Source organism: Listeria goaensis, from assembly GCF_900186125.1.
GTDB classification, from domain to species: domain Bacteria; phylum Bacillota; class Bacilli; order Lactobacillales; family Listeriaceae; genus Listeria; species Listeria goaensis.
In genome coordinates, this window is sequence record NZ_FYBQ01000007.1 from 41957 (window position 1) to 68572 (window position 26616).

General features: G+C 39.2%; 27 protein-coding genes. 1 reads left to right on the forward strand and 26 read right to left on the reverse strand.

The window, feature by feature from the left end:
• Positions 1–28: 28 nt before the first annotated feature.
• From CFT42_RS09275 to arcA, 8 genes are all read right to left on the reverse strand, one after another.
• Positions 29–757, reverse strand: coding sequence for a LytR/AlgR family response regulator transcription factor (locus CFT42_RS09275; protein ID WP_088810139.1), 729 nt, complete (start codon positions 755–757; stop codon positions 29–31).
• 15 nt (positions 758–772) lie between these two features.
• Positions 773–2068: a sensor histidine kinase gene (locus CFT42_RS09280; protein ID WP_369821469.1), complete on the reverse strand. Its 1296-nt coding sequence runs from the start codon at positions 2066–2068 to the stop codon at positions 773–775.
• A 95-nt stretch (positions 2069–2163) separates the two neighbouring features.
• The gene (locus CFT42_RS09285) at positions 2164–2316 is read right to left on the reverse strand and encodes a cyclic lactone autoinducer peptide (RefSeq protein WP_088810137.1); all 153 of its coding nucleotides are present in this window, start codon (positions 2314–2316) and stop codon (positions 2164–2166) included.
• Entirely contained in the window at positions 2300–2914 is a 615-nt protein-coding gene (locus CFT42_RS09290) for an accessory gene regulator B family protein (protein ID WP_088815992.1), read from the reverse strand. The genes CFT42_RS09285 and CFT42_RS09290 overlap by 17 nt, the downstream gene beginning before the upstream one ends.
• Before the next feature lie 433 nt (positions 2915–3347).
• Positions 3348–3587 carry a 30S ribosomal protein S18 gene (gene rpsR / locus CFT42_RS09295; protein ID WP_036097540.1) on the reverse strand — a complete coding sequence of 80 codons (240 nt, stop codon included), beginning with the start codon at positions 3585–3587 and terminating at the stop codon, positions 3348–3350.
• Between the two features lie 54 nt (positions 3588–3641).
• Positions 3642–4160, reverse strand: a complete 519-nt coding sequence (gene ssb / locus CFT42_RS09300) for a single-stranded DNA-binding protein (RefSeq protein ID WP_088815993.1) — start codon at positions 4158–4160, stop codon at positions 3642–3644.
• A gap of 53 nt (positions 4161–4213) precedes the next feature.
• Positions 4214–4507 (reverse strand): 30S ribosomal protein S6, encoded by a 294-nt coding sequence (rpsF, locus tag CFT42_RS09305; protein ID WP_088810134.1) that lies wholly within the window; start codon positions 4505–4507, stop codon positions 4214–4216.
• Positions 4508–4675: 168 nt separating this feature from the next.
• Positions 4676–5893 (reverse strand): arginine deiminase, encoded by a 1218-nt coding sequence (gene arcA / locus CFT42_RS09310; protein WP_244169957.1) that lies wholly within the window; start codon positions 5891–5893, stop codon positions 4676–4678.
• 225 nt (positions 5894–6118) lie between these two features.
• On the opposite strand from arcA, the gene CFT42_RS09315 reads away from it, so the two are divergent.
• Positions 6119–6637 (forward strand): hypothetical protein, encoded by a 519-nt coding sequence (locus tag CFT42_RS09315; protein ID WP_088839037.1) that lies wholly within the window; start codon positions 6119–6121, stop codon positions 6635–6637.
• Between the two features lie 61 nt (positions 6638–6698).
• Here CFT42_RS09315 and CFT42_RS09320 read toward each other — a convergent pair whose 3' ends face one another.
• From CFT42_RS09320 to gyrA, 18 genes are all read right to left on the reverse strand, one after another.
• Positions 6699–7358 (reverse strand): DedA family protein, encoded by a 660-nt coding sequence (locus tag CFT42_RS09320; RefSeq protein WP_088810183.1) that lies wholly within the window; start codon positions 7356–7358, stop codon positions 6699–6701.
• A 323-nt stretch (positions 7359–7681) separates the two neighbouring features.
• Positions 7682–8017: a DUF4064 domain-containing protein gene (locus CFT42_RS09325; protein ID WP_088810131.1), complete on the reverse strand. Its 336-nt coding sequence runs from the start codon at positions 8015–8017 to the stop codon at positions 7682–7684.
• Positions 8018–8087: 70 nt separating this feature from the next.
• Positions 8088–8927: an LD-carboxypeptidase gene (locus CFT42_RS09330; protein WP_088815995.1), complete on the reverse strand. Its 840-nt coding sequence runs from the start codon at positions 8925–8927 to the stop codon at positions 8088–8090.
• An 85-nt stretch (positions 8928–9012) separates the two neighbouring features.
• Entirely contained in the window at positions 9013–9813 is an 801-nt protein-coding gene (locus CFT42_RS09335; RefSeq protein ID WP_088810129.1) for a histidine phosphatase family protein, read from the reverse strand.
• Positions 9814–9853: 40 nt separating this feature from the next.
• A complete protein-coding gene (locus CFT42_RS09340; RefSeq protein ID WP_088815996.1) occupies positions 9854–11761 on the reverse strand; it encodes a beta-glucoside-specific PTS transporter subunit IIABC in 1908 nt (635 codons plus the stop codon).
• A 236-nt stretch (positions 11762–11997) separates the two neighbouring features.
• Positions 11998–13431: a 6-phospho-beta-glucosidase gene (locus tag CFT42_RS09345; RefSeq protein ID WP_088815997.1), complete on the reverse strand. Its 1434-nt coding sequence runs from the start codon at positions 13429–13431 to the stop codon at positions 11998–12000.
• A 135-nt stretch (positions 13432–13566) separates the two neighbouring features.
• On the reverse strand, positions 13567–13821 hold the full coding sequence (locus CFT42_RS09350) for an arsenic metallochaperone ArsD family protein (protein WP_159458159.1): 255 nt from the start codon (positions 13819–13821) through the stop codon (positions 13567–13569).
• Between the two features lie 145 nt (positions 13822–13966).
• A complete protein-coding gene (locus tag CFT42_RS09355) occupies positions 13967–14866 on the reverse strand; it encodes a tyrosine-protein phosphatase (RefSeq protein ID WP_088810125.1) in 900 nt (299 codons plus the stop codon).
• A 147-nt stretch (positions 14867–15013) separates the two neighbouring features.
• Positions 15014–15346, reverse strand: a complete 333-nt coding sequence (gene qoxD, locus CFT42_RS09360; RefSeq protein WP_088810124.1) for a cytochrome aa3 quinol oxidase subunit IV — start codon at positions 15344–15346, stop codon at positions 15014–15016.
• Position 15347: 1 nt separating this feature from the next.
• Entirely contained in the window at positions 15348–15959 is a 612-nt protein-coding gene (gene qoxC, locus CFT42_RS09365) for a cytochrome aa3 quinol oxidase subunit III (RefSeq protein WP_088810123.1), read from the reverse strand.
• Positions 15947–17926 carry a cytochrome aa3 quinol oxidase subunit I gene (qoxB, locus tag CFT42_RS09370; protein WP_088810122.1) on the reverse strand — a complete coding sequence of 660 codons (1980 nt, stop codon included), beginning with the start codon at positions 17924–17926 and terminating at the stop codon, positions 15947–15949. Before qoxB ends, qoxC begins: the two co-directional genes overlap by 13 nt.
• A gap of 18 nt (positions 17927–17944) precedes the next feature.
• A complete protein-coding gene (qoxA, locus tag CFT42_RS09375) occupies positions 17945–19048 on the reverse strand; it encodes a cytochrome aa3 quinol oxidase subunit II (protein WP_088810182.1) in 1104 nt (367 codons plus the stop codon).
• Positions 19049–19318: 270 nt separating this feature from the next.
• Positions 19319–20392 (reverse strand): phosphomevalonate kinase, encoded by a 1074-nt coding sequence (locus CFT42_RS09380; protein WP_088815999.1) that lies wholly within the window; start codon positions 20390–20392, stop codon positions 19319–19321.
• Positions 20385–21353 carry a diphosphomevalonate decarboxylase gene (mvaD, locus tag CFT42_RS09385; RefSeq protein ID WP_088816000.1) on the reverse strand — a complete coding sequence of 323 codons (969 nt, stop codon included), beginning with the start codon at positions 21351–21353 and terminating at the stop codon, positions 20385–20387. Before mvaD ends, CFT42_RS09380 begins: the two co-directional genes overlap by 8 nt.
• A complete protein-coding gene (mvk, locus tag CFT42_RS09390; RefSeq protein ID WP_088810119.1) occupies positions 21310–22278 on the reverse strand; it encodes a mevalonate kinase in 969 nt (322 codons plus the stop codon). Before mvk ends, mvaD begins: the two co-directional genes overlap by 44 nt.
• Positions 22279–22299: 21 nt before the next feature.
• Positions 22300–23652, reverse strand: a complete 1353-nt coding sequence (locus CFT42_RS09395) for a tripartite tricarboxylate transporter permease (RefSeq protein ID WP_088810118.1) — start codon at positions 23650–23652, stop codon at positions 22300–22302.
• Entirely contained in the window at positions 23649–23903 is a 255-nt protein-coding gene (locus CFT42_RS09400; RefSeq protein WP_088810117.1) for a hypothetical protein, read from the reverse strand. Before CFT42_RS09400 ends, CFT42_RS09395 begins: the two co-directional genes overlap by 4 nt.
• Before the next feature lie 135 nt (positions 23904–24038).
• Complete coding sequence (gene gyrA, locus CFT42_RS09405; RefSeq protein ID WP_088816001.1) at positions 24039–26564, reverse strand: DNA gyrase subunit A; 2526 nt, start codon at positions 26562–26564, stop codon at positions 24039–24041.
• Positions 26565–26616 lie beyond the last annotated feature (52 nt).

Here is a 26616-nt window from a genome sequence, read left to right on the forward strand (position 1 = left end):
AATCCGACTTTTCATACGGATTTGACCTCTATAGTTTCATTCCTCTTATTAACTTACTTGATGCCATACAAATTTCGCCATTAGTCATTGTCAGCTCGCCTGTAGCTTTATCCACTTCATTAATATTATTTTTATTAACTAAAAATGAGCGGTGGCAACGATAAAACGGTTCATCTAATATTTTCTCGACATCTTTCATCTTGGCATAAAACTCGATTTGCCGATTTTTGCCATGCAAAACAATTTTATGGCTTTTCGTAGACGTTTCAAAAAACAAAATATCATCTTGCTTCTCGTGAATTACTTTTTTATCCGTTAATCTAAAAGTAAAATATTTGTCTGGCTCGCGCTCATCTAACATCCGCTGTTGCACACTCCGCAAACATTCATGAACACGTTCCTGAACTTCTTTCACATTATCTTTAATGATATAATCTAACGCTTCCACTTTATAAGTAAAAGTTAGATAGGTTAGTTCTGCATGCGTTGTGATAAAAATAATAAACCCACGTGCATCTTTTTCTCTAATTTTCTTTGCTAATTCAAAACCATTTAAATCGGGTTGTTGCAAATCAATATCTAAAAAATAAAGTCCCATCCCTGCAGATTTTTCAATCTCTTCCAAAACTTCATAAGGATTACCAGAAGAAAAAACAATTTCCATATCAAAATGTTCTAGCATAATAAAATCTTCTATATACTTCGTTAGTCGTTCCCGCTGAATTCTATTATCTTCACATATAAAGATCGGTAACATATATATCCCCTTTTCCTATATGATTTCTAACTCTTGAATAAACTCTCTATCCATCAGTTTTGTAGCTAATGTGACGTTTGAATATTTTTGAATTGTTTCTCTTAAACTGGCTAAACCTAATCCTCGAGCATCACCTTTAGTTGAAAAGCCTTCTTCAAATATTTTATACACAGGCGGCATGTTTTCCGGTATGCTATTGGCAAAAACAATTAATACAGAGTCTTCCCGTTTCACAACAGCCAAACGAATGAAAGGATCTTTACTTTCTGCAGCAGCCTCTACGGCATTATCTAGCAAAATCCCAACAATTTTACATAAATCGATACTCGGCATATTAATCTTATCAATTTCTTCTACTACTTCAACAATCGCATCAATTTTAAGTTCTTGCGCTCTTATTAGTTTAATGGCAATAAGCCCTTTTAGCTCCATTACATGAATGTTTTGAAGTAATGATATTTTATGGTTATTTGAAATCATCGTTTGGTTGATTGGGACGATATTTTCTGAAAAGAACTTCTTTAATCCTTCTATATCATCTTTTTCCATGTATCCCGCCATACTTGAAAGTATATTAATATAATCATGACGAAAAATACGCATTTCCTTATGCAAACTTTCTAGAGTTGTTGTGTATTCTTGCAACTGTTCAAATTGCTCTTGCTGCGTCTTCATCTTGATTTCTTGTATAGCTGATTGAAGTACCATATACAAAATACCAATTAATGTAAGAAAGTAAACAAGAAAAATAACTGTATTTAGGCGTACAATTTCTTGAATAAAACCATCCGCCGCACTGAAAAATATATTCAAATGATAAATAAGCAAAGTAAGAAGCACAACTGCAAGAATCATAAAACCATATTTTCGTTGATTTAAATATGTATATACGCTCCATTTATCAATCACTTTTTTCAAAACAAATGCGATTAAACAAGCAAACAGCATCATGGCGATAGCATAAAGTATAGTGTATCTCAAATCACTTGAAATATCTCCAACTTGAATATTAAAAGCTGACCATAATAACGGATTTAATATATAATCACACATTATTGATATAATAAATGTAATCGAGGGAATTGTTACAGCAAAGAATACAGACTGTTTTTTATATAATAATGCTATAGTAAAAATACCAATGGTAACTAAGTTTAACCAATAAGTAATCATTGGAAAAAGAGGGATAACCGCTATAGCACAGGCTAAGGTGATTAATCCCTCTTTCCATTTTAATAGTCGTCCCGTTAGTATTTGTATTACAATAAAAAATCCTATATTTTGAATTAATATGGCAACAAACAATATGATTTGTGGATTCATGACTAGCCCCCAAAGTTGTTTTACTTTCATATTAATTCTATCATATTTTTTTATCAGAATACTATAGCAAGGTAACTAAATTTTTATTTTTTTTCTAACGTTTTTAGCATCGGATTTTTCGGCTCATAAGTAACACCAAAACAAGATTTTCTCATTGAAGTATTTGCAATCTTCAATCCTTGATCCTCTAGTTTACGTCCAATAAAATTACCCATTTTTTTACTCATAGCTTTCATAATTCTTGTACCTCCTGTTTAATAGTTTATACATTAATGGATGAATCGAAATGACTTGATAGACTGACCCCAACATGATTAGTGTTTTCATCTCTGCAAAAGGTACAAGTAATGTTATTAAAAACAATACTAATGTACATACCATTGCTTTTCTTTTTAAGATTTTTCTTTCTCCTGAACCAATAAGAGGCAGACTTTCTGTGTCAGACGGAGCATAATGAAACATATTGATAAGAACAAAAGCAAACACAACTATGACAGCTATATTATTAGACTGAACGGATTGAAATACAAATGGTCCTAAAACAAACATCAAAAGGCTTGTAATTGTACAGTTCCAGCTTTTAATCGCATGAAGTCCAAAAGAATATCTTCTTAAAACTATAAAAGCTAGATGTGTAATTAAGGTTTCCCAAAACACCCCAATCAGTAAAGCAAGTATGTAGACAAAAGAAATTTTAAATATGTTGATTAAAATAACTTCTACGCCGTACTTCACTTTCAAATACGTTTCTTCATCATTTTGAAAACGCTCTTTTGAAATTAGTTTATCTGCTAATTTTTCTGTCAGTGTAATTTGTTCTGTTGCACTACTCAATATTTTCACCTCCGTCTATTATTTTACCTCTAAATTAATAGTCAAAACGAAAAATGCCCTGAAATGTCCGTTTTTAGTCCTAAATAACCAAAATCAAGTTTTTTTCTCCATTTTTTGTGTAATTGACAGAATTTTAAAATGGGTATTATGACATTATTATAGGGTTTTTAGGCTTAATTAATCTGAAAAATATAAGTTTAATCACCTATAAAAAAGCCCCTTTAAAAAGGGGCTCAGACTGATGACAAACAGCAATCTTCGTTGTTAAAGCCTCCGTTCCGCTCCTCACGTACTCAAGTACGCTCTGGTGCGGTACTCGGCTTTGCCTAGAATCTCACCATTTGTCATCCGTCTGAATATAGTGGGATTACGTTTTGTTTTGTGTTTTTCTATAAGCTAAAAGCCCCTTTAAAAAGGGGCTTTTAGTTATAATTTATTTTTCTTCTGCAACAAATGGTAGTAATGCCATTTGACGAGCGCGTTTGATAGCAACAGTTAATTTACGTTGATATTTAGCGCTTGTTCCAGTTACACGACGAGGTAAGATTTTACCACGTTCAGAGATGAATTTTTTTAGTAATTCTACATCTTTATAGTCAATGTGCGTAATGCCGTTAGCCGTAAAATAACATACTTTTTTACGACGACGTCCGCCTCTGCGTCCTCCAGCCATAATTTCTCCTCCTATTCTCTATCCAAGTGTTTTGGTTAAGCAAGCAAATCCGGTTTAGAACGGCAAATCGTCATCCGAAATGTCGATTGGTTTTCCGTCGCTAGCAAAAGGATCATTGTTTGTTTGCTGATAACCTTGAGATTGCTGATTCTGATTGTAACCACCGCCAGCAGGTTCCTGATTATAGCTGTTAGTATTGTTATTACCACCACCGTTATTACTTTGGTAGCCATTTCCACCGCCACTATTTGCATTACGTGGCTCTAAGAATTGGACACTTTCAGCAACGACTTCGGTTACATAGACACGTTTTCCATCTTGGCCTTCATAATTACGTGTTTGAACGCGACCGTCAACACCAGCAAGACTTCCTTTTTTCAGGAAATTTGCTACGTTTTCAGCGGGTTTTCTCCAAACAACACAATTGATGAAATCTGCTTCACGTTCCCCTTGTTGGTTTGTAAATGTGCGATTTACAGCAAGTGTAAAAGTCGCAACGGCAACACCAGAAGGAGTGTAGCGAAGTTCAGGATCTTTAGTTAAACGTCCTACTAAAATGACACGGTTCATCATCTAGAAAAAGCCTCCTCTCATTTAATAAATCAAGAAATTTCTTGAATTAGCTTTTATTCTTCTTCTTTAACGATAATATGACGAATGATATCATCAGAAATTTTTACTAAACGATCAAATTCATTGATAGAATCAGCGTTTTCAGCAGAAATTTTGACGATGTGGTAAAATCCATCACGGAAGTCTTGGATTTCATAAGCCAAGCGACGTTTACCCCATTCTTTTGATTCGATGATCTCCGCACCATTGCTTGTTAAGATTCCGTCAAAACGTTCTACTAACGCTTTCTTTTCATCTTCTTCAATGTTCGGACGAATGATGTAGTTAATTTCGTATTTTCTAGCCATCTTTTTACACCTCCTTGTGGTCTTAGCGGCTCTAATAAGACAAATTGTCCTATCTCTAAATAGCAAATGCATTTAGAAACGAGCAAGGAATAATTTATAATTACTCACAATAAAGTATTATACCATAGTGCGAAACTTGCATCAATAAATTTATGCAAAATCGTTTTCCTATGTCCGGTAAAGTGGCATTGTCATACACCTTGGGCCACCCCGACCACGCGAAAGCTCAGAACTGATAATTTCATGAACTTTAATTCCGTGGCGCTTCAAAAGTTCATTGGAAACTTGGTTGCGGTTATATGTAACAACTTCCCCCGGTTTTATTGCAAGCGTGTTGGCCCCGTCGTTCCACTGCTCGCGGTCAGAGTTGATGGGATCACTTCCGCCGCAAGGAATCAAGTCAATTTCAGGTTCGTTTAAGGCTTCGCTCAAAACGGCTTTTATATTGCTAGATGTTGTAATTTTAATGTCTGCTAGGCGTTTGTCCCATTCCATGATGAACAACTTGAGTTCACTTGAAATGACGCTTGGATGGACGATGAATTGGTTTTTCGCGACCATTGTAAATACGGTGTCTAGATGCATGAAGGCGCGCTCTTTGGGGAGTTCAAACGCGATGACTTGCCGGATGCCTTGATGTTTCTGAAATAAATTTGTCGCGAGCATTTGAATAGCTCGCGGATCTGTTCGCTCGGAAATTCCCACCGCAAGCGCTTTTTCAGACAGCACAATTTCATCGCCGCCCTCAAGTGCATAGCGGTTATCACGGTCAAACCAAATAGGGGCGTTTTTTTTAAAAAAAGCGGGGTGATGTGTGGCGATGAACTTCATAAAATAGGATTCCCGCTTTCTTGCGGGCTGACTCATTTGGTTTATGGAAAGACCATTGCCAATTACAGCTGCCGGATCGCGCGTAAAATAAAGGTTCGGCAGCGGTGCCAAATAAAAAGGATCCCGATGTTCAAGCATTTCGTCAAGCCGCGCTAGGCGCCGTTTTGGAACCTCCGTTTTCCTAAGCCCCGTCATCACTTTTTGAATAAGTTCTGCAGTCTCAAAATCATTCAAAAAGGATTCAAGATGTTGGGCATTTTCGCCAAACTGTCCGGCTTCTTTAACAGTGTCGCGAATAAAAATTGCGCGCGTATCGCTCGCCAAAATCGCTTCCTCTAGCAAATTTTCTAAGTAAAAAACTTCCGCGCCATTTTCCCGCAACACGTTGACAAAAAAGTCATGTTCTTTTTGTATCGCAGGCAAAAAAGGAATATCATCAAACAATAATTCATGTAAAAATTGCGGCGTTAAATTTTCCAGTTCCCGCCCAGGCCGTTTGACCACCACTTGTTTAAGAGTCCCAATTTCCGAATTGATTCCTAGTTTCATCTTTATCACATCCTCCTTCTATTCATACCCTCTTCCCTAAAATGTGAACACTTTATGTCGATTTTATGCATAAAATTTAACTTTTTTATAAGAAAAATGCATGAAATATCAATTTAACAACTGGTACAAAGCGTTTTTCGATATACATTACTTTATTTAATTTTTTAAAAAGAAAGCGTCGTCTTTGTTATTTTATGATAAAATTTAACATAGACCTTTTTAGGAGGCCATATGTTGAAAAATAAGTACTTAATTACTCTTTTATTATGCATCTATGTTTTATGCGCTGTTGTTATTTTAATTCCATCTTCTACGACTAAAAAACAAACCTATTCCATCGAGAAAATCGCACAATTGCTTTCAAAAGATCATATTGATATTCATTCGGCTCAAGCGGAATTCAAACAGTCCGAGTTGAAAATTTGTTTACCGATGTCACTCAGCCCGATTTTAAACAAACAGCTTAAAAATGTTGAGAATTTTAGTTTATCGGTTGCTTTTGAGGACCAATTTCGCGATGTGATGAGCCTGCCGACAAATGTTATTCCGATTGCAAACAATCAAGTGGCTTACACGGATCTGTACTCATTCGAAATTTCATTTACGGTTCCGACGAATGCGCGTACTACTGATATTTCTCGTTTTTTGGAAAATACGCACCCTTCTTTGGAACTCCATTTTAAAAATAAAAATAATGAAACAGTCGCTTCACTTACTGATATTCCACTAACGATCCACTTAAATACTTAAACAAAAAAGCGAAAACAAGAAAAGCCTCTAGACTAAAGGACTTCAATTGTTTTCGCTTTTTTTAATTACTCTTTTTCTTGCCAAATTTCGCTTGAAAAAATGATACGAACATTGGAATGACCGATACGAAAATGATACCTAAAACAACGATAGAGAAATTCTCTTTGACGATTGGGATGTTCCCAAAGAAATAACCGGCAAGTGTACACAGAAGTACCCAAACGGTTGCGCCTAGTAGGTTATAATTTAAGAAATAACGGTAATTCATTCGGCTGGCACCTGCTACAAATGGTGCGAACGTGCGGATAAATGGCATAAAACGAGCAATGAAAATTGTTTTTCCGCCGTGTTTATTAAAAAATGCTTCGGCTTTTTCCATTTTCTCCCGATTAATGATTTTTCCAAACCAACTATCTTCTGGTATACTCGTTCCAATTTTTCTACCAATATGGTAATTGACGGTATCCCCAAGTACTGCTGCGACCCATAAAACTATAATAAGCGGAACAATCTTTAAAATTGATCCGTCTAAAACCGCTAGCGCGCCGCCAGCAAATAAGAGAGAATCTCCCGGTAAGAACGGAAAAATAACCAGTCCAGTTTCAATAAATACGATGAGGAATAAGATTACGTACGTCCAAATTCCAAACGTATTAATAATTTCAACTAAATGTTCATCAATATGTAGAATAAAATCAAATAACCACGAGATAAAATCCACCAAGCATTCACTTCCTTTATAAAAATATCTTATTCATTGTATCACAGATTTAACACTCATTTATCCAACTTACGATTGATTTAACAAAACTTTAACAAAAAAATTCCCACAAAAATGTCATTAAATTCGTCAAATTGTCAAAAAATGGCTACATCTTTCATAAAAGAACTATGTTATGTTATACATGTACCAGCGGAAACTGGTCACTGTAAAAATTTCTCATAATTTAAAATAACGTCTTCAGGCACAAGACGTTATTTTTTCGCATAAAAATAGACTGATGGCAGATGGTGTGATTCTTTACCATTTGCCATCAGTCTATTTCATGCTTCCGCTGAAGCTTCTTCATAATTAATAAGTGCGATTAAACCGCCCAGCGCTAAAAGCATGATAGGCACTAGGAACATCATCGAAACGGACATGGTGCCACCAATTGCTGCTGCAATCATCATAACGCCGCCCATGCGCGGTTTATGCGCCACAACGAATGAACCAACTAAACCGATAGCAGACAATACTAATGCCCCGCTAGTCAGTATATAAAAAGCCACAGATTCTTCTTCAAGCGCTTGTGAAATCCCTGGAATGGTCAAAACCATTAAACTAAAAGCGATACCAAGTGCTGCCCCCAAAAAGCCAAGCAATCCTTCTACTTTCATTATGTCACTCTCCTTTTTATGCTTTTTCTTAATGTTACCACCTTCCTAGGCGGTTCGCAATAAAACGCCTTCATTTTCCAATAAAAATTTCGGCGCCTATCGGAATTGGGACGGCATCACTCGAATGACCAATTTGATTTGTTTTGAAAACGGGGATGCCATATTTTTCGCCCACTTCAATGAATAGGCGGTCAATTTGCGGACGGAAGCCTTGTTCTTCAGCTTCTGTGAACTGCCCTAGCAAAAGACCTTTACACTGAGAAAAAGCGCCCAGTTGCTCGTACTGGGCAATATACGTGGCCATTTTCGCCTCATTGCCGCTAAGTGCTTCAAACAAAATGATTTTTTGCTTAAAATCGGGCATAAATTTGGTGCCAGCAAGCTTCAAAAAACAGCGGATATTGCCGCCAATCAAAGTCCCCGCAAGGTTCGGCGCCCCCGCAATGAAATCCCCAACCAAACCAGACGGCTCACCCTCCATAAAACAACGCTCAAACTGGCTTAAATCATGGTTCAGATGGAATAGCACTCCCGGTTGCCCCGCCACTGCATAAATACCATTTAAAATGGTCGTTAAATCGCTGTAGCCAACAAATGGCTTTGGATTTTCAGACAGCAATTTAAAATCTAAAAAAGGCAGTATTTGATTCGCAACGTCACCGCCTGAAATATCAAAAATCATTTCAATTTCTTTGTTCAAATAAAGTTTATGAAGTTCATTTGCGCGTTCCTCTGCACTTCCACTGTAAATCGAATTCGCGTGAGCGTAAATTGTATCTGCTTGCACCACTTCCAAACCATATTTTCCTGCTAATTTTTTGTACAACTCTTCCCATTCCAGTCGGCTACTAGACAACCGTCCGTTCGAACAGGCAATCACGCCAATTTTACTTCCGCGTTTTAAAATCATCGAAACGCCCCCTATACGAGCTATTTTATCCAAAAAAAAGCAGAAACGCACGTTTTATTTGCACGTTTCCACTTTTAAATTTTAGCTATTTTTTCTTACCGGCCTCAACGTAACTCATATCGCCTATGGAATCGACTGTAAATTTACCTTTATCATACGTGATTTTTGTGACGCTGGCGTTTTCAAGTTCTTTCTCTTTGTAGTTTTCAGTCATATCCGAAATCATCGCACCGATAGCCATTCCGTGGCTTACAACTAGCACGTTTCCACCACCATTTTTTGCATTTTCTTCCGCGATAGTTTTAAGTTCTTGTTGCATGCGCTTTTTCACAACATCATAGCTTTCTGCGCTACCAGTTTTATCTAATTTAACGACTTCTGCTAAACTTTGATCTAAATTTACTTTGCCAGCTGCAAAATCTTGCATCATCGTTTCCTGTGAGGGATAACCTAAATTTTTAGCAATATCTGTCCACATATTTTCATTTAAATCGCCCTCATAGCTACCATAACAAACTTCTCGTAATTTAGGACTTTCCTGCACATTTAGCTTTTTCTGTCCTTTTGTATCAAGAACTATTCTTGCAGTTTCTCTAGCTCTTCCAGAATCACTTGAATAGGCTGCTTTAAAATCAATATCTGATACGCCCGAACCGAGTTGTTCGGCAACTTCAACGCCGGGTTCTGTGAGGGGAGTATCCGACCAACCTTGAACGCGGTGAGCTGTATTAAACATTGTTTTTCCGTGACGGGTTACATAAAGTGTAACTGGGCCATCTGCTTTTTCAGCACTTTCTTTTTTCGAAGTTTCATCTTTTGTGCCACAACCTGCGAGCAACAGTATGCTTAAGCTAACAAACAACAGTTTCCAAATGTGCTTTTTCATTCCACATTACTCCTTTTTGTTTTTGATTAAGTAGCAAGTTCTAGATGACTAATGTGATTAAACGATCGCCAACTTTGACTGTTTTATCATCAACGACAAGGATATCTAAATATTTTTCTGAGTTTGTCACAATGATTGGTGTTGTAATATCATAGCCTGCCGCTACAATTTTAGCAATATCAAATTCTGTTAAAAGTTGTCCTTTTTCAACACGATCGCCTTGTTTCACGTGTGTTGTAAAATGCTCACCATTTAATTGTACGGTGTCCATACCAACATGCATTAATACTTCGCCACCATCATCTGTTGTAATTCCAACTGCATGTCCTGTAGGGAAAATCGTTGTTATAGTTCCACTTGCTGGTGCGTATAATTTACCTTCTGTAGGAACAACTGCTGCACCTTTTCCAAGTGCGCCAGATGAAAATGCTTCATCTTTTACTTCTGCAAGAGTGATAACATCGCCTTCAATTGGGCTAACTAGAACTTCACGTTCAATCAATGTTTCTGTTTCACGTGGAACATTTTCAGTTGTTGCTTCTGCATTTGCAGGATCTTTAAAACCAAATACATACGTTAAGATAAAACCTAAGATGAATGCTACAACGACTGCGATAATTGCCGCAAGCATTGTACTATCAACAGGAGATCCTGGTTTAATAAAGTTCGGGAATCCGAAAATTCCAAGTCCACCCATAATGTATGATTTAACTTCTGAGAAGCCAATGATTGCACCACCGACTGCACCACCGATACAGCTCATGATGAAAGGTTTTTTAAGTGGTAACGTAACCCCATAAATCGCTGGCTCTGTTACACCAAAAATTCCTGAAATAAATGCTGGAACACTTAGTGATTTAAGTTTTTGATTTTTAGTTTTAATCATAACTGCAAGTACGGCACCAATTTGAGCGAAAGATGCACCAAACGACATTGCTAAAACTGGGTCATAGTGTAATTGTGTTAAGTTGTTGATTGCGATTGGAATAAGTCCCCAGTGAAGTCCGAAGATAACAAATACTTGCCAGAATCCACCTAGGATAAGTCCTGCAATTACTGGACTTAAATCGTAAATCCAAATGGTACCTGCACCTAGCAATTTACCTGCCCATGTTGCAATTGGTCCAATGACCATGAATGTAAGTGGGACAACAATTAGTAGTGTGACAAATGGTACGATGAATGTTTTAATAACATCTGGAATAATTTTCTTCGCCACTTTTTCAACTTTAGAAGCGAACCATGTTGCAATAATAATTGGAATAACAGACGAAGCATAGCTCATCAAGATAACTGGGATACCTAAGAATGTTACATGAATTGGGGATTCAAAAATTGTTCCCGCAAATAACACATATTCTGGTTTTCCAGTTAAGATACCTGCTAATGTTGGATAAACAAGGGCAGCCCCGATGGCCATACCGATAAATATATTTCCACCAAATTTCTTACTCGCTGTGTAACCTAGGAAGATTGGGAAGAAGTAGAATAGACAATCTCCAATAGCATATAAAATCTGGTATGTTCCAGAATCTGCTGTCAACCAACCGAAGGCTAAGAATGCAGCAGCGAAACCTTTAATCATACCTGTTGCAGCTAATACGCCTAGTACTGGTGTAAATACACCCGAAATCATATCGATAAAGCGGTTAAAAATGTTACCTCCGCCACCAGAATCTGCTTCACTAGAACCTTCTGGGTTAATACCGCCTACTTCAAGTACTGCTTTATAAACGTCTGGCACGTGGTTTCCGATAACCACTTGATATTGTCCGCCACTTTGAATAACGGAAACAACGCCATCTAACGATTTAATTTTTTCAGTATTGGCAATTTTCTCATCTTTCAATTTAAATCTTAGACGTGTAATACAATGAAACACGCTATTAATGTTTTCTGTACCCCCGACATTTTCGAGAATATCTTTGGCTAACTGTTCATATTTCATAGCCGACCCCTTCTTTCTTCAAATAGTTTTGGGCAAAAAGAAAAACCTAAACTCATTTGAGGATTTTGCGCACAAATTGCACGTATCCTTCAAATCAGCTTAGGTTTTGCCCAACGAATTGGTAACAATCCTTTGTGATGAGTTAAATATATCATACATAGAAAGCGTTTGCAATACCTTTTTTAAAATTTTTTGACAGGCCTAAACAAAGCGTGTTTAGACCCGTCAAAACAACGTTAAGCTAAATCAGTACCGTTTGTTTCAATCACTTTTTTATACCAGTCAAAAGACTTTTTCTTCGAGCGGTTTAAAGTGCCTTTTCCTTCATTGTCGCGATCAACGTAGATGAAGCCGTAGCGTTTTTTCATTTCCCCGGAACCTGCACTGACTAAGTCGATACAGCCCCAAGGTGTGTAGCCTAGAAGTTCTACGCCGTCTTCCATCGCTTCGCCCATTTCGCGAACGTGTTCACGTAAGTAATCGATACGATAATCGTCGTTAATTGAACCGTCTGCTTCCACTTTATCGACAGCACCAAGACCATTTTCTACGATGAAAAGAGGTTTTTGGTAGCGGTCATAAATGGCGTTCATTGTAATGCGAAGCCCAAGCGGATCAATTTGCCAGCCCCATTCGCTTGCTTTCAAGTATGGGTTTTTAAGTGTCGCAAACACGTTACCTTCAGTTTCTTTATTCACTTCCGGGTCAGCGCTTGTTAGGCGGGAAGAATAATAGCTAAACGCTACGTAGTCAACTGTATGGTCGCGCATTACTTCCAAATCGCCATCTTCCATTTTCAACTGAATATTTTTTTGTTTAAATAATCGCTTGCTGTAGCTCGGATAATAGCCACGTGCCTGCACGTCAACAAAGAAGTAGCCTTCACGGTCAGCTTCCATCGCTTTCCAAATATCGTTTGGATTTGGCGTGTTCGGGTAAGTTGTACCTGCCGCAAGCATACAGCCTATCATGTTTTCTGGATTGATTTCGTGACCTAATTTTGTCGCCATAGCAGAAGCAACAAGTTGGTGATGAATCGCTTGATATTTCATTTCTTCAGGATTTTCAGCGTTTGTAATGTCCATGCCGCCGCCAAACATTGGAATGTGTAGAATCATATTGATTTCGTTAAATGTCATCCAATATTTCACTTGGTCTTTATAGCGTTTGAAAATCGTTTCACAGAAATTTAAATAGAAATCAATCGTTTTGCGGTTTGCCCAGCCATTATAGTCTTTCATTAGGCCTACTGGCGTATCGAAATGATTAATTGTGACAACTGGTTCAATTCCGTATTTATGACACTCGGCAAAAACTTTATCATAAAATTCGAGTCCTTTTTCATTTGGCGCCGTTTCGTCCCCATTCGGGAAAATTCGCGGCCAGCTAATGGACAGCCGGAAACATTTAAAGCCCATTTCGGCGAATAATTTAATATCTTCTTTGTAGCGGTGATAAAAATCAATTGATTCATGGCTCGGATAATAATTGTACTTTGTAGCGAGTGTTTTTTGCGGGTCAACAAGTGCGTCCCAACGACCTTCTTCAACAGAAGGAAGTAAATCCACAAGCGATAAGCCTTTACCATCTTCTAAGTAAGCGCCTTCACATTGGTTTGCAGCAACTGCCCCGCCCCATAAAAAGTTATCTGGAAATTTAAAATTTGTCATGTTGAAGCTCCTCTCAAAATTCATTTGCATCTTCACTATAAAATATGTAATGCATTACAGAGCAAGCTTTTTTTATAAAAAATTTTTCAAATAAATAAAAAACTACCACGTAATGCTGTGGTAGCCTACATTTTATTATTCCTCGGATTGTATGGATAATCCTATTCCTAGATATTCTGGTAATATTTTTACTAAAGCAAAATGTTCTTTGGCAACAAGCTTATTGTTAACAATTAGTATGGGTAAGCTTTTAATACCATGCAATTTCAATTCTGTATACACTTTCTTATTTTCTACAAAAGGCTCTATAGAGTCTTCCATAGCAAATAGTTTCATATCTACTTTCTTTCCATAAAATTTCAAATACTCTTCTTGAAAATCTGTATTCATGAAACTCTTCATTACTTCAACATTTTCATTTTGTTCATTCATAAGACAAAAATATGTTATTTCAATTATCTACCTAATGTCACGCCTCCTGCACTAATTGAATCATTTTTACCATATATAACTAAATTTGTAAATCATTATTATACTAATTAAGATACATACTTTTCAATTTTGTGATGTCTTCTTTAGTTAGCCCGAGACCATCTTTTAAAAACGCGTCCATTGAGCCGTATGTTTTGTCGATTTCATCAAACGCAGCGTTTAAGTAGCTTTCGCGCACATCCATGACGGCTTTCATTCCGTCTGCGGCTTGCTGGTTTTTTGTTTCTGCAAGGACAGCTTGAACGGCTTTTTCATTTTCGTCCGCGCGATATTTGTTGGATAATAAATAGTCCTCCATCACCGTATCTTTTGGCACACCTAGGGCGGATAAAACGAGGGCGGTTCCAAATCCTGCTCTGTCTTTTCCAGCGGTACAGTGCCATAAAACGGCGCCTTTTTCATTTTCGAGCAAAATATCAAAGAACTCTTTGTACGCTTTTCGTGAATTTTCGTCCGTCACGAAGCTTTTATTTGCCTCGATTAAAAAGCTTTCTGGATTGTCCATTGTGCTTAGGCTCTTAATTAAATCTTCCGTGCTTGTGGATGCACCGTTATCCTTCATGACAGAATCGTGTGTATTTTTCACGTTTTGAATGGGTGGATCTGGCTTTTTCTCCACTTCACTATTTGTTCTAAAATCAACAATTTGTTTTAAGTCGTACGTTTTTTTCAGCTTATCAATATCATTTCCAGTCACGGTATAGAGTTCTGCCGAGCGAATTAAACGGTGTGGTTTTATGGTTTTTCCGTCCTCCGTCTTGTATCCCCCGAGGTCGCGCACATTAATAGCGCCTTCGAGTGCAATTTGCTTGCCGGGTACTATTTTTTTCTCCGAAATAGCGTTTTTACTGTCTGCCTTTGCATTTTCATTCGCCTGACACCCTGCGAGTATCAAACTTGCTGAAACAACTGAAATCCCAGTAACTTTCATCCATTTTTTCATATGTAAAATCCCCTCCTAATGCCTATTATAAAGTGCTTTTTTTAGGCTTCGATAAAGGAGAGGTAAATTTCGTGTGAATAATTATGAATTTTATGTGTTTTCTCAAAAAAAACGTACTTTCCTGAAATAGGAAAGCACGTTTTTACTTTACATTAAATGATTCATGTGCCCAATTTCCATGACCCAATATGAGCCGAGCACAACTACGATTGCGATGAAAGCTGCAAAGAGAATGTTGCCGACTTGAATTTTGCCGTCGCGACCTTCTGTCATGTGCATGAACATGAGCAGTTGCAGTGCCGCTTGGATAAAGGCAAAGATGAAGATGATGACGACTTTTACACTGTAGTCGAGCGTGGAGTAAAGTGCTACCCAAACCGCTACAAGTGTAAGGACGATGGATAAAATAAAGCCAATGATATGCTTCCACGGAACTCCCGTTTCCACATGTGCGCTATTTGTATTTTTATTTTCTGCCATTTTAGTTCACCATCCCTAACAGGTAGACACCCGTGAAGATGAAAATCCAGACAACATCAAGGAAATGCCAATATAGGCTCGAAATGAATACTTTTGATGCTGCACGTGGCGTCAAACCGCGCATTTTTATTTGAATCAAAATAAATGAAATCCAAAACAGACCAATTGTTACGTGAAGTCCGTGAGTCCCAAGTAGAACGAAGAATGCCGACCAGTAAGAACCGACTTTCATCGTCACACCTTCCATCACGTAATGCGCAAACTCATAAATTTCAAAGCCGACAAAACCTGCGCCAAGCAGAAGTGTAATAATCGAATAAACCATTAACATCTTCGTATTGCCTTTACGCATCTCGCCGATTGCAAGACCACACGTGAAACTACTCGTAAGAAGCAAGAACGTCATGATTAAAACGAGGTGTAGCTCAAACATTTCGGACGGTGGATGCCCGGCATTAGAACCAGCTTTAAACATAACGAAATAGGTTGCGAATAGCGTTGCAAACAGTGCTATTTCGGCGCCAAGGAAAATCCAAAAACCTAAAATGTTTAGTCTGCCTTGCTCCGATTGATATTCTAATGGAAGCGAAGAATTCGTTTTTACAGATTCCATGGGTTACCCTCCTTTATGCCCGTTTCACGTTCGCGTGCATTATGTTCTTCCGTTGCAATAATTTCATCTACTTCAACGTGATAGCCATCGTCTTTTTGGAACGAACGATAAACCATACAGCCAAGAACACCTAATCCGCCGAGAATTCCTAGCCAGTACCAGTAAAACACGAGACCAAACGCTGCGATAAAGAAGAACACAGACATGATAAAGCCTAGCATTGTATTACTTGGCATATGAATCGGCTTATAATTTTTATTATCTAAGTAAGATTTTCCTTTTTGTTTCATGTTGTAGAAATCGTCTAAATCATTCCACTCTGGTAGAATCGCGAAATTGTATTTTGGTGGAACTGAAGAGCTTGTCGCCCATTCGAGCGTGCGAGCGTCCCACGGATCACCAGTAACTTCCCGCTTAGAGTGTTTGTAACTGTAAACGATATTCCAGCAAAGAATAAGAAACGCAGCCCCCATCAGGAATGCCCCGATTGTGGAAATAAAGTTTAACGTCGTCCAACCATCACCTTGCACGTATGTGTAAAGGCGGCGCGGCATACCGTCAAGACCTAAGAAATATTGTGGGAAGAAACATACGTTAAATCCTACTACGAAAACCCAGAAGAACCATTTTCCGATTTTCTCGTTTAGTCTGTACCCGACCATTTTTGGATACCAGTAAATCAAACCTGCAAAACAGGAGAATACCGTACCCGCAATTAATACGTAGTGGAAGTGAGAAACTAGGAAATACGTATTGTGATACTGATAATCGGCCGCTGCCATCGCAAGCATAACCCCAGTTACCCCGCCGACAACGAAGTTTGGAATGAACGCAAGCGACCAAAGCATTGGCGTGTCAAAACGTATTTGACCTTTATACATCGTAAAGAGCCAGTTAAATATCTTAATACCCGTTGGAATGGCAATCATCATCGTTGTAATCGAGAAGAACGAGTTAACGAGTGCGCCTGAACCCATTGTAAAGAAGTGATGGACCCAAACGAGGAAACTCAAGACGGATATAACGACAACCGCCGCAACCATCGCTGGATAGCCGAATAGTTTTTTGCGCGAGAATGTCGAAATAACTTCTGAAAATATCCCGAATGCCGGCAAAATTACGATGTAAACTTCCGGATGCCCCCAAACCCAGAACAGGTTCGCCCACATCATTGGAAGTCCGCCGTTTGCCAGCGTGAAAAAGGCTGTGCCGAATAGGCGGTCAAAGGACATTAGTGCTAACGCCACCGTTAAAACTGGGAAAGCAAAGATAATAATCAAACTCGTGATTAAAATTGTCCAAGTAAACATTGGCATTTTCATTAGCGTCATGCCTTTTGTTCGCATTCGCATAATCGTGACGAAGAAGTTAATCCCCGTCATTAGCGTACCGATACCCGCGATTTGTACCCCGAGTAAATAGAAATTAATCCCGTAACCGGCACTAAATTCTTCAGCAAGCGGCGCATAGTTTGTCCAACCGGCGTCTGGTGAGCCACCAATAACGAAAGACAAATTGAACAGCATAGCGCCCATAAAGAACGTCCAAAAACTCAAATTGTTTAGGAACGGGAAGGCCACATCACGCGCCCCGATTTGAAGCGGCACGGCAATGTTCATAAGCCCGATAACGAACGGCATTGCCATGAATAAAATCATAATTGTTCCGTGCGTTGTGAAAACTTCATTGTAGTGCTGTGCATCTAAAAATTCCATACCTGGTAAGGCGAGTTGTGTACGCATCATAAGCGCATCTACGCCGCCCCGGAAAAACATTAATACGGCTGCCAATAGATACATAATTCCGATTCGTTTATGGTCTACTGATGAAATCCACTCTTTAAAGAGCCATTTCCATTTTTTTGTATACGTAAGTAACACGACAATCCCGATGCTGACGAGTGCAATTGAAACTTGTGCACCTAAAATCAGAGGGTCGCCAGTGATGATAAACTCATTCCATTTCATGTTCAAAAGCCCCCTTTTTTATTCGCCCGCGTCATCCGATTCTTTTTTATTAAATTCATTCGTTTGAATATCGTCTTCCATTTTCTTCATTTCGTCATCATAATGCTTATCTTTATGATAACCTGAACCGTTTTTAATAATCATCGGTTCCATATTGTGCCGTTCAAATTGTGGGTTCGTCACCGTCACCGGACGCGCCGGTAATAATGGTGTATCTGAAACAGTCACTTTTACATTTGGATTATGTGGATTTGTTAGCTCAAAGCCAAAACGTTTATACGCGTAGAAAACGTATTCTGGATCGGCCGCTGGATCAACAAAATCATAATGTGTTCCAGAGAATGTTTTTTCTTTTGAACCGCCTGGAATTAAAAGCTTATCGTAAACATCTTGCGTCAGCTTCGGTGACTGCTGCGCTTTTTTAGTCCAAGCCGCAAAATCCTCATCCGATTGTGCAATCACATTAAAGCGTTGCTCGTGGAAACCTTCACCGTTAAAGTTTGAATTTCTCCCTTTAAATGTTCCTTCTTCATCTGCTTGCAGATAAAGATTCATCGTCATACCTGTCATCGCGTATTTCTGACCACCAAGTTGCGGCACCCAGAAACTCGTCATTGTATCAACAGACGTTAGTTTAAATAAAACGGGACGATCAGTTGGAATATGTACGTAGTTTACCGTTTCGATACTTTCCTCTGGATAACTAAAGAGCCATTTCCAGTCAACGCTTGTCGCATAAATAACAACAGGGTCTTTATGAGAAGTAACTTTTGGTGCTTCCTCACCCGCATAAATTGTTTTTACAGTCGGAATAGCTAGCGCAATAACAATGACAACTGGAATTAACGTCCATAAAATCTCCAATTTTCTGCTACCGTGCATATCCGGCTCATAATTTTTTGGGTTTTTACGTTCACGATATTTAAAAAGAATAATCGTAAACAATACAAAAATTGTCAAAACGATAATAAGCATAAAAATAATGGAATACAAAATCAAATCGCTTTGACCTTTTGCTACAGGCCCTTTTGGATCTAGTACTGTTAAATCACCACAACCGCCAAGTACGCCAACAGCAGCAACTAGCGTGGTTAGTAGGAATGATTTTAGTAGCTTCGACACCCGAATCCCCTCTTTTCCATTTGATGTGTGTTTTTTGTGTGTATTTTTGCGCAAAAATACAACTTCTAAAAAATTGTTTTCAAATCCCTTTTTAAGTTTCACATTCTAAATATATCACAAACTTTTAAAGTAATTAAAAAACTTTAAATCCATACTCGCTTTACATTATAGCTGATTTTTCTTGTTTGTTCAAAAACTTGGCATATGATTTTTTTCACAAACTACAAAAAAAGAGACTTGCTACTAGGATATTCCCTAAAACAAGTCTACTTATTCCACACTTTTAATCTGAACTTCGCCAACTTGAAATGGCAGAGGCTTTATACCTACTTCCACCCAATTTGCAGTCACTTCTGCTGCTAAATCTTGATTTGGAATGAGCGCAATCCCGCAATCGCCGCCACCTGAACCAGAAGATTTTCCTACACCCGAAAAACTTTCCGCCACATTAGCAAGCTCCGAAAGCAAGCTCGTTTCAATGCTAACACCTGCGCTATTACCAAGTTTCTGCAAAATCTCGCGGTTTTTTCGAAGCGCCGCAAACATTATTTTCACGTCTTGCTCTTTAATACCCAATAAAAACTTTTGAACAGCTTCTTCGGATTGAAATAGGAAATCAGCATATTTTTCGGGTTGCTCTTCTTTGAAAAGTTGGATTTCCGCAACTAAACGGCCGGTGCTGACTGGATTTCCCGTCCAACCTACTAAAAATGGCATTTCAAAATTAGGTAGTCTTTCAATTTTTAATTTCGGCCATGGATTTGCCAAAAACCAAGCGAGTGATTTGTATGGCAAATGCATTTTGACCCACTCCTGATCAAATGTCGTGTACGCAATTAATCCGCCATATAAACACGATGCAATGTCACCACAAGAACCATTTCCTTGAACAACAAGGTGCGACAAGGCAGCCATTTTAAACTTGGTCAACATTTCCGTATCAGGCGCAAATTTTTCCATTAAAGCGGTTATTATCGCCGTTGTAACAGCGGCACTAGAACCTAAGCCAAATTTAACACCATCATCATTCACAAGTTCCGTTTCAATTGTAATTTTAATCGGTGAAAGAGCGATTTTACGGATTTTCAAATAAGCCGTCGCCGTATTAATTGCCAGTGCTGTAAAAGCAAAATGGTCACCCTCCGCTTTGAGTTCCCCGCCTAGAGGCCACGAAACCGCATCATTGTAATGTGGAATAATCAGCTGGTTTTTTGCAGCATCTTCAATCGTCAGCGTAATATATTTATCAACAGCCGTTAAAACCGCCGTGTGACCTGATTCCACAACCGCATATTCACCCGCAATATAAAGTTTTCCTGGAACTTTCACTTGAATTTTAGTCAACTCGAATCACCTTTGCTCCCTCTCCAGCGTGACAAATATGAGCGTCTTTAACAAATTTTCGCATACGCTCTGCTACTAAATTTTCATTTTCTCGCAAACAAATTACCTTTACATTGGGCCCAGCATCCATCGTAAAATAAGCGGGTATGCCTTCTGCACGAAGTTTTCGAACTTCCTCCATGACAGAAATTGAAACAGAGCTGAAATATGTGAAAGGTGGCTTTGCGCCTAAAGTTGTCGCATGCATCTTCATTGCATTATGTTCGAGAATTTCGCCAACTTCTACAAAATTTTCGGATAAAAACGCGTTTTTAATGTTGCGTAAATCTTCTTCCGCCGTCTGAATCCATTCACCAAAAAATGGCGAGGTCAAAACGGTGGACTTCATTCCATCGCGGCTTGAAATAGCTTTCTCTTCGTCAGATACAACCGCCACCACAACGGCAATTTTTTCCGTTAAATTGCTATGAAATGGGACTGCGAACGAGTCGCGGCCGTCTGAACGTGTGCCTTTTTGCCAAATCGCAAGGCCGCCAAATAATGAGCGGGTCGCTGAACCCGAACCGCGCCTAGCGAGCCGAGATAAATTTGCCATGTCATCCTTTCGACCAAGCGCTGCTGAACTCGCTACTGCGAGAGCGGCAAATGCAGATGCGGATGAGGCGAGTCCGGCGGCGGTTGGAACGTGATTAACCGAATCAATTTTTGCAAAGTAAGGCACATCAAATTCAGCACGGAGCACATTTAAAAATTGCGCCACTTTCGCGTCTTGTTTCACTTGGCCGTTTAAGCTAAACGAATCGTTTTTTGCGTCCTCTAGCCATTCCACAGTCGTCTCGGTATAAAATTTATCCAAAGTAATCGATAAGCTACTATTCGCGGGTAAAATCAGTTTTTCATCGCGTTTGCCCCAATATTTAATGAGCGCTATATTCGTGTGAGCTATCGCTGTTGCTTTCATGATTACCTTCTCCAATCGTAAAAATCCATTCTTGTGCTGCGCCTGCATTTTTCAGAGCTTGCGCGACTTTTTCCGCCTGTTTTGCGCCCGCAACTAAAGAAATCATGCAACCGCCTCGGCCTCCGCCAGTTAACTTCGCACCTAAAGCTCCGTTTTGTAAAGCGACACGGATTAATTTTTCCAGACTCGAATCACTCACTGTCAGCTGTTCTAGAAGGTTTTGCGCCTTGTTCATCTCCGCCCCAATGATTTTCAAATCGGGATTATTTTCAAGTTGTCCTCTTATTTCCCGGGAAATATTTCCAAGTTCGGCAATAAATGGCCGATATTTTTTTGGATTTTCTTGCAATAAGCGTCCGACATCACTTACGGCAGAGCGCGTTTCACTAGGAATACCAGTATCTGCCACCACTAAATAGATTTTCTTTTCAAAATGAAGTGGCTCGAGCGTCTTGTTTTTTTCAAACCAAATCGGTTTGCCCGTTACAACTGTGACCGCGTCCACGCCACTTGGATTCCCGTGGGCGATTTTTTCTGATTGATTGACAAGTTCGAGCAATTCGCTGTCGGAAATTGTTTGCTCAAAGTAGGCGTACAGTGCGCGAGCGATGCTAGTCGATACGGCCGCGCTTGAGCCGAGTCCTCGGCCGATTGGTACTTCACTTAAAACGCGAATTAAAACAGGGGCCTGACCTAGTTTGTCCAAAATCGCGACAACCATTTGTTTAATTCCCTCAAGAAAATCGGGCATATTTTTTAAATCACCTGTGTAAAAAGCAGATGAAAATTTCGTTTCTTTTTCAGTTTTTATTACTTCGGTTTGAATGACAGCTTGCGCGAAGGGGATTGAAATTGCTGGTTCCCCGTAAACGACAGCATGTTCACCACATAAAATTAATTTTGCTGTAGCACTTCCAGTCGCCAATCGGCTCCATTCCTTCCTACATTAAAATAACGTTGTAACAATCCATGGCGCTGCGTAAAGCGTCATAAAGAGCACACCAAAATTAATACCAAGTCGGCTTAAAGCTCCTGATACAATTGCTACAAGTAAAACTCCCGCCATATTAATAAAACCGCCGTCCATGTAACTTAACATCATCACGAGTGCAATGAAAAGTCCCAAAATGGCTTCATGAGGAATGTATTTAAATACAAAACGGCAAATTTGTTGGGAATACTTCATGATAACATAATATGTTAGTCCAAGTCCTACTACAGAACCGATAATCGTTGCAACCGTAAATTCCGACATCGATAAAATGTGATACATGTTATGATCGAGCGTAAAGACGGGCGGCGCATTAAACAACGGATTGGCCGGCCCAATTGCAACGGGGGAAAGCGGCACACCGAGCGCAATTAATGGAATTAAAAGACCTGCTAAATAAGTGGAATGCGCCAAACCTTCCATGCTTGCTAACGCAATTTTAGCTTTTTTAATCGGGTCTTTTACACGGCTTACAACACCTTCTCCGAATAAAACGGTCATCCCGACAGGACTCATGAAAAACGTAAAGCACCCAGCGAGCGAAGTCCCAATTGTTGCCCATGATTCTTGCTTTGTTAGAACTTTAAATGGGTTAGGAAAACCTTTTTGCCTCCCGACATTTGCAATCGTAATTTCCCGTTTTGCGTGCTTTGGAAGGGCATCGCGATATTCTTTATTGAGCAGTGAAATGATACTGAAAATCATTGGGCCAATGGTAATTCCAAGGAAAAAGGAAATGGTAACGGTTTTTCCTTCTGGAATGGCGCCAATTCCCCAGTACAAATAACGTAGGCCTTCAATTAGCAAACCGAAGGGTAAGATAGCCAAAATCGAGAGTATTTTATTTTTACTCATAAGCGCTAAGAAAATTGCCCCGACAAAAAAGACGGGCGCGGCATATTTGGTAATAACTTCGGACAGTGGGGCGAGTAGTGTGGCTAGCCCTAAACTAACAGGAACAGCGATAATCGTCCCGATGGCCGCGCCTGAAGCCATTTTTCGAATCCCCACAACCGATTGTCCTGCTTTTTTAAGTGTCAGTCCATATGGAACCATCGGCGAAGCCATGACCCCGCCTGGTGTCCCTGCAACGGCGACAGGAACCGCATCAGTCAAATTGAGTGTTACGACTGCCGAAACAAAAAAAGCGAGCACAACCATCGGCGAAACGCCTAAAAGGACGAGCGCAAGCGTAACAGGCGCCAGAACGGCTGTTTCATCAGTTCCAGGCGCAATGCCGATAATCGTGTAAATACCAGCCGCCAAAACAGACGCTAAAATCATTTCGATGACAAGTTGGACGGTCATTTTTCAACATCCTCCGTTTCATCAATTTCTTTTAGCGTACGCTTCGGTTTAATAATAAAACTCGAAATAATAAAACCTACAATCGCTCCACCTAGGCCGAAAAATAGGGGTAACGGTGCTTCATTAGGCGCGATAAAATAACCGCCCATTGTGAAAACAACACAAATGAATGTCGCTAAAACTAAATCTTTTATATGAACAAGATCCGCCCAAATTTCAATATTTTGAGCATCATCTTTCTTTTTTGGCATACTTTTTTCCTGCTTTCCAAATGAATTATAAATCAAACCACTATCTGAATATCATAATCATTTATTAATTTTTTTTCAATATCCGCACAGAAAAAGTTCCAAGTAAGTTGAACTCACTTGGAACTTACTGACTTTTTACAAGTCTTCGCTTGGACCGTCTTCAAAGCTCTCATCTGGAACTTCTGTTTTTAACACTTGTGGATCCTCTTCTTCTAAATCTTCTTCCGTTTCATCTTCTTTTGGAACTTTCGCTACTGTGGCTACTTTTTCGTCTTCATCTAAACGAATTAGTTTAACGCCCATAGCGCTCCGTCCTGTTTGAGAAACGGTATCAACTTCAAAACGAATCAATACGCCGCTTACGGTCATAAGCATAATATCTTCTTCGCCAGTTACAGTTTTCATTGCCACTAACCGACCATTTTTCTCTGTAATAGAAACGGTTTTGACACCCATACCACCGCGATTACGTAGTGGATATTGCTCAGCTGCGGTTTGTTTCCCGTAACCATTTTCTGTTACAACAAGCACTTTTTCATCGTCTTCCAAAATTTCCATTCCAATAACTTCATCACCGGAACGAAGACGAATACCACGAACTCCGGCAGCCGTACGTCCCATTACACGAATATTATTTTCTGGGAAATAAATTGATTGACCATCTTTTGTTGCGATAATCATATTCTTTTGGCCATCTGTCATTTGAACAGAAATAAGTTCATCATTTTCACGAAGTTCAACAGCGCGAAGACCACTTTGACGAATTTTAGCAAATTGCGAAAGGGTCGTCCGTTTAACTACACCGTGTTTAGTCGTAAAGAATAGATAGCTATCATCTGTAAACTCGCTTAAATTAATAACCGCATTCACTTGCTCTTGGCTTTCAATTCCAAGTAAGTTAATGATTGGAATCCCTTTTGCCGTACGACCATATTCTGGAATTTCATAACCTTTCGCACGGTAAACTTTTCCTGTATTTGTAAAGAAAAGTAGCGTATCATGTGTGCTCGTCGCCACAAGATGTTCTACAAAATCATCTTCATGCGTAGACATACCTTGGACACCGCGCCCACCGCGCCGCTGACTGCGATACGTAGAAAGTGGCAAACGCTTGATATAGCCGCGTTTTGTTAAGGTCACAGCAACTTCTTCTTCTGGGATTAAATCCTCGTCTTCAATGCTGACAAGGTCACCTGTTAAGATTTCTGTGCGGCGTTTATCAGCATATTTCAATTTAATCTCTTCTAATTCTTCGCGAATAATTTCTAAAATACGTTCTTCATCAGCTAAAATCGCTTTTAATTCATTGATAAGTGCGATTAGATTTTGATATTCTTCTTCAATTTTTTCGCGTTCTAAACCAGTCAGGCGTTGCAAACGCATGTCTAAAATGGCTTGCGCTTGTTTATCAGAAAGACTAAATTGCGTCATTAAACCTTCTTTTGCCGCTTCAGTCGTTTTAGAACTACGAATGAGTTGAATAACTGCATCAATATTATCTAGCGCAATACGTAAACCTTCTAAAATGTGGGCGCGAGCTTCCGCTTTACGGAGTTCAAATTCCGTACGACGGCGAATAACGACCTTTTGATGTTCTAAATAGTAATACAAAATTTCTTTTAAATTTAAAACTTTAGGGTGGTTATCTACGAGCGCTAACATGTTAATGCCGAATGTTGTTTGTAAAGCTGTCATCTTATACAGATTATTAACGATAACACTTGCGCTAATATCGCGACGAACTTCAATAACAATTCGCATACCAGAACGGTCGGACTCGTCATTTAAATCTGTAATTCCGTCAATTTTCTTTTCACGCGCTAATTCCGCAATACGCTCAATCAAGCGGGCTTTATTCACTTGATACGGAAGTTCAGTAATAACAATTGTTTCTTTCCCGTTATTTTTCGTTTCAATATCTACGCGGGCACGAACGGTGATAGAACCGCGACCAGTTTCATAAGCGCGGCGAATACCACTGCGTCCCATAATCATACCAGCAGTAGGGAAGTCTGGTCCTGGAATATGTTCCATTAAATCACGAATTGTAATTTCTGGATCATGACTAAGCGCTAATACGCCGTCAATTACTTCACCAAGATGATGAGTCGGAATATTTGTTGCCATTCCAACCGCAATACCTGAGGAACCATTCACTAATAAGTTTGGGAAACGCGCAGGTAAAATGACTGGTTCTTTTTCAGAGCCATCATAATTATCGACGTAATCAATTGTGTCTTTATTAATATCTCTTAAAAGTTCCATTGAAATTTTGGACATACGTGCTTCTGTATAACGCATTGCCGCAGCCATATCACCATCGACAGATCCAAAGTTCCCGTGACCGTCTACAAGCATGTTACGATAGCTAAAATCTTGTGCCATACGAACCATTGTAAAATACACAGCTGTATCACCATGCGGGTGATACTTACCAATTACTTCACCGACGATACGTGCCGATTTTTTATACGCTTTATCAGAAGTCATTCCTAAATCGTTCATCGCATATAAAATACGACGATGAACGGGTTTTAACCCGTCTCGAACATCAGGAAGTGCACGTGCCACGATAACACTCATCGCATAGTCGAGAAACGATGTTCGCATTTCTTTATTTAGATTCACTTCAGTTATTCTTTGATTCGGTGTTTCTGCCATTTTAAGCGAAACCTCCCTTTCCGTTTGTCAAGCTTATTCAAAATTATTTCCC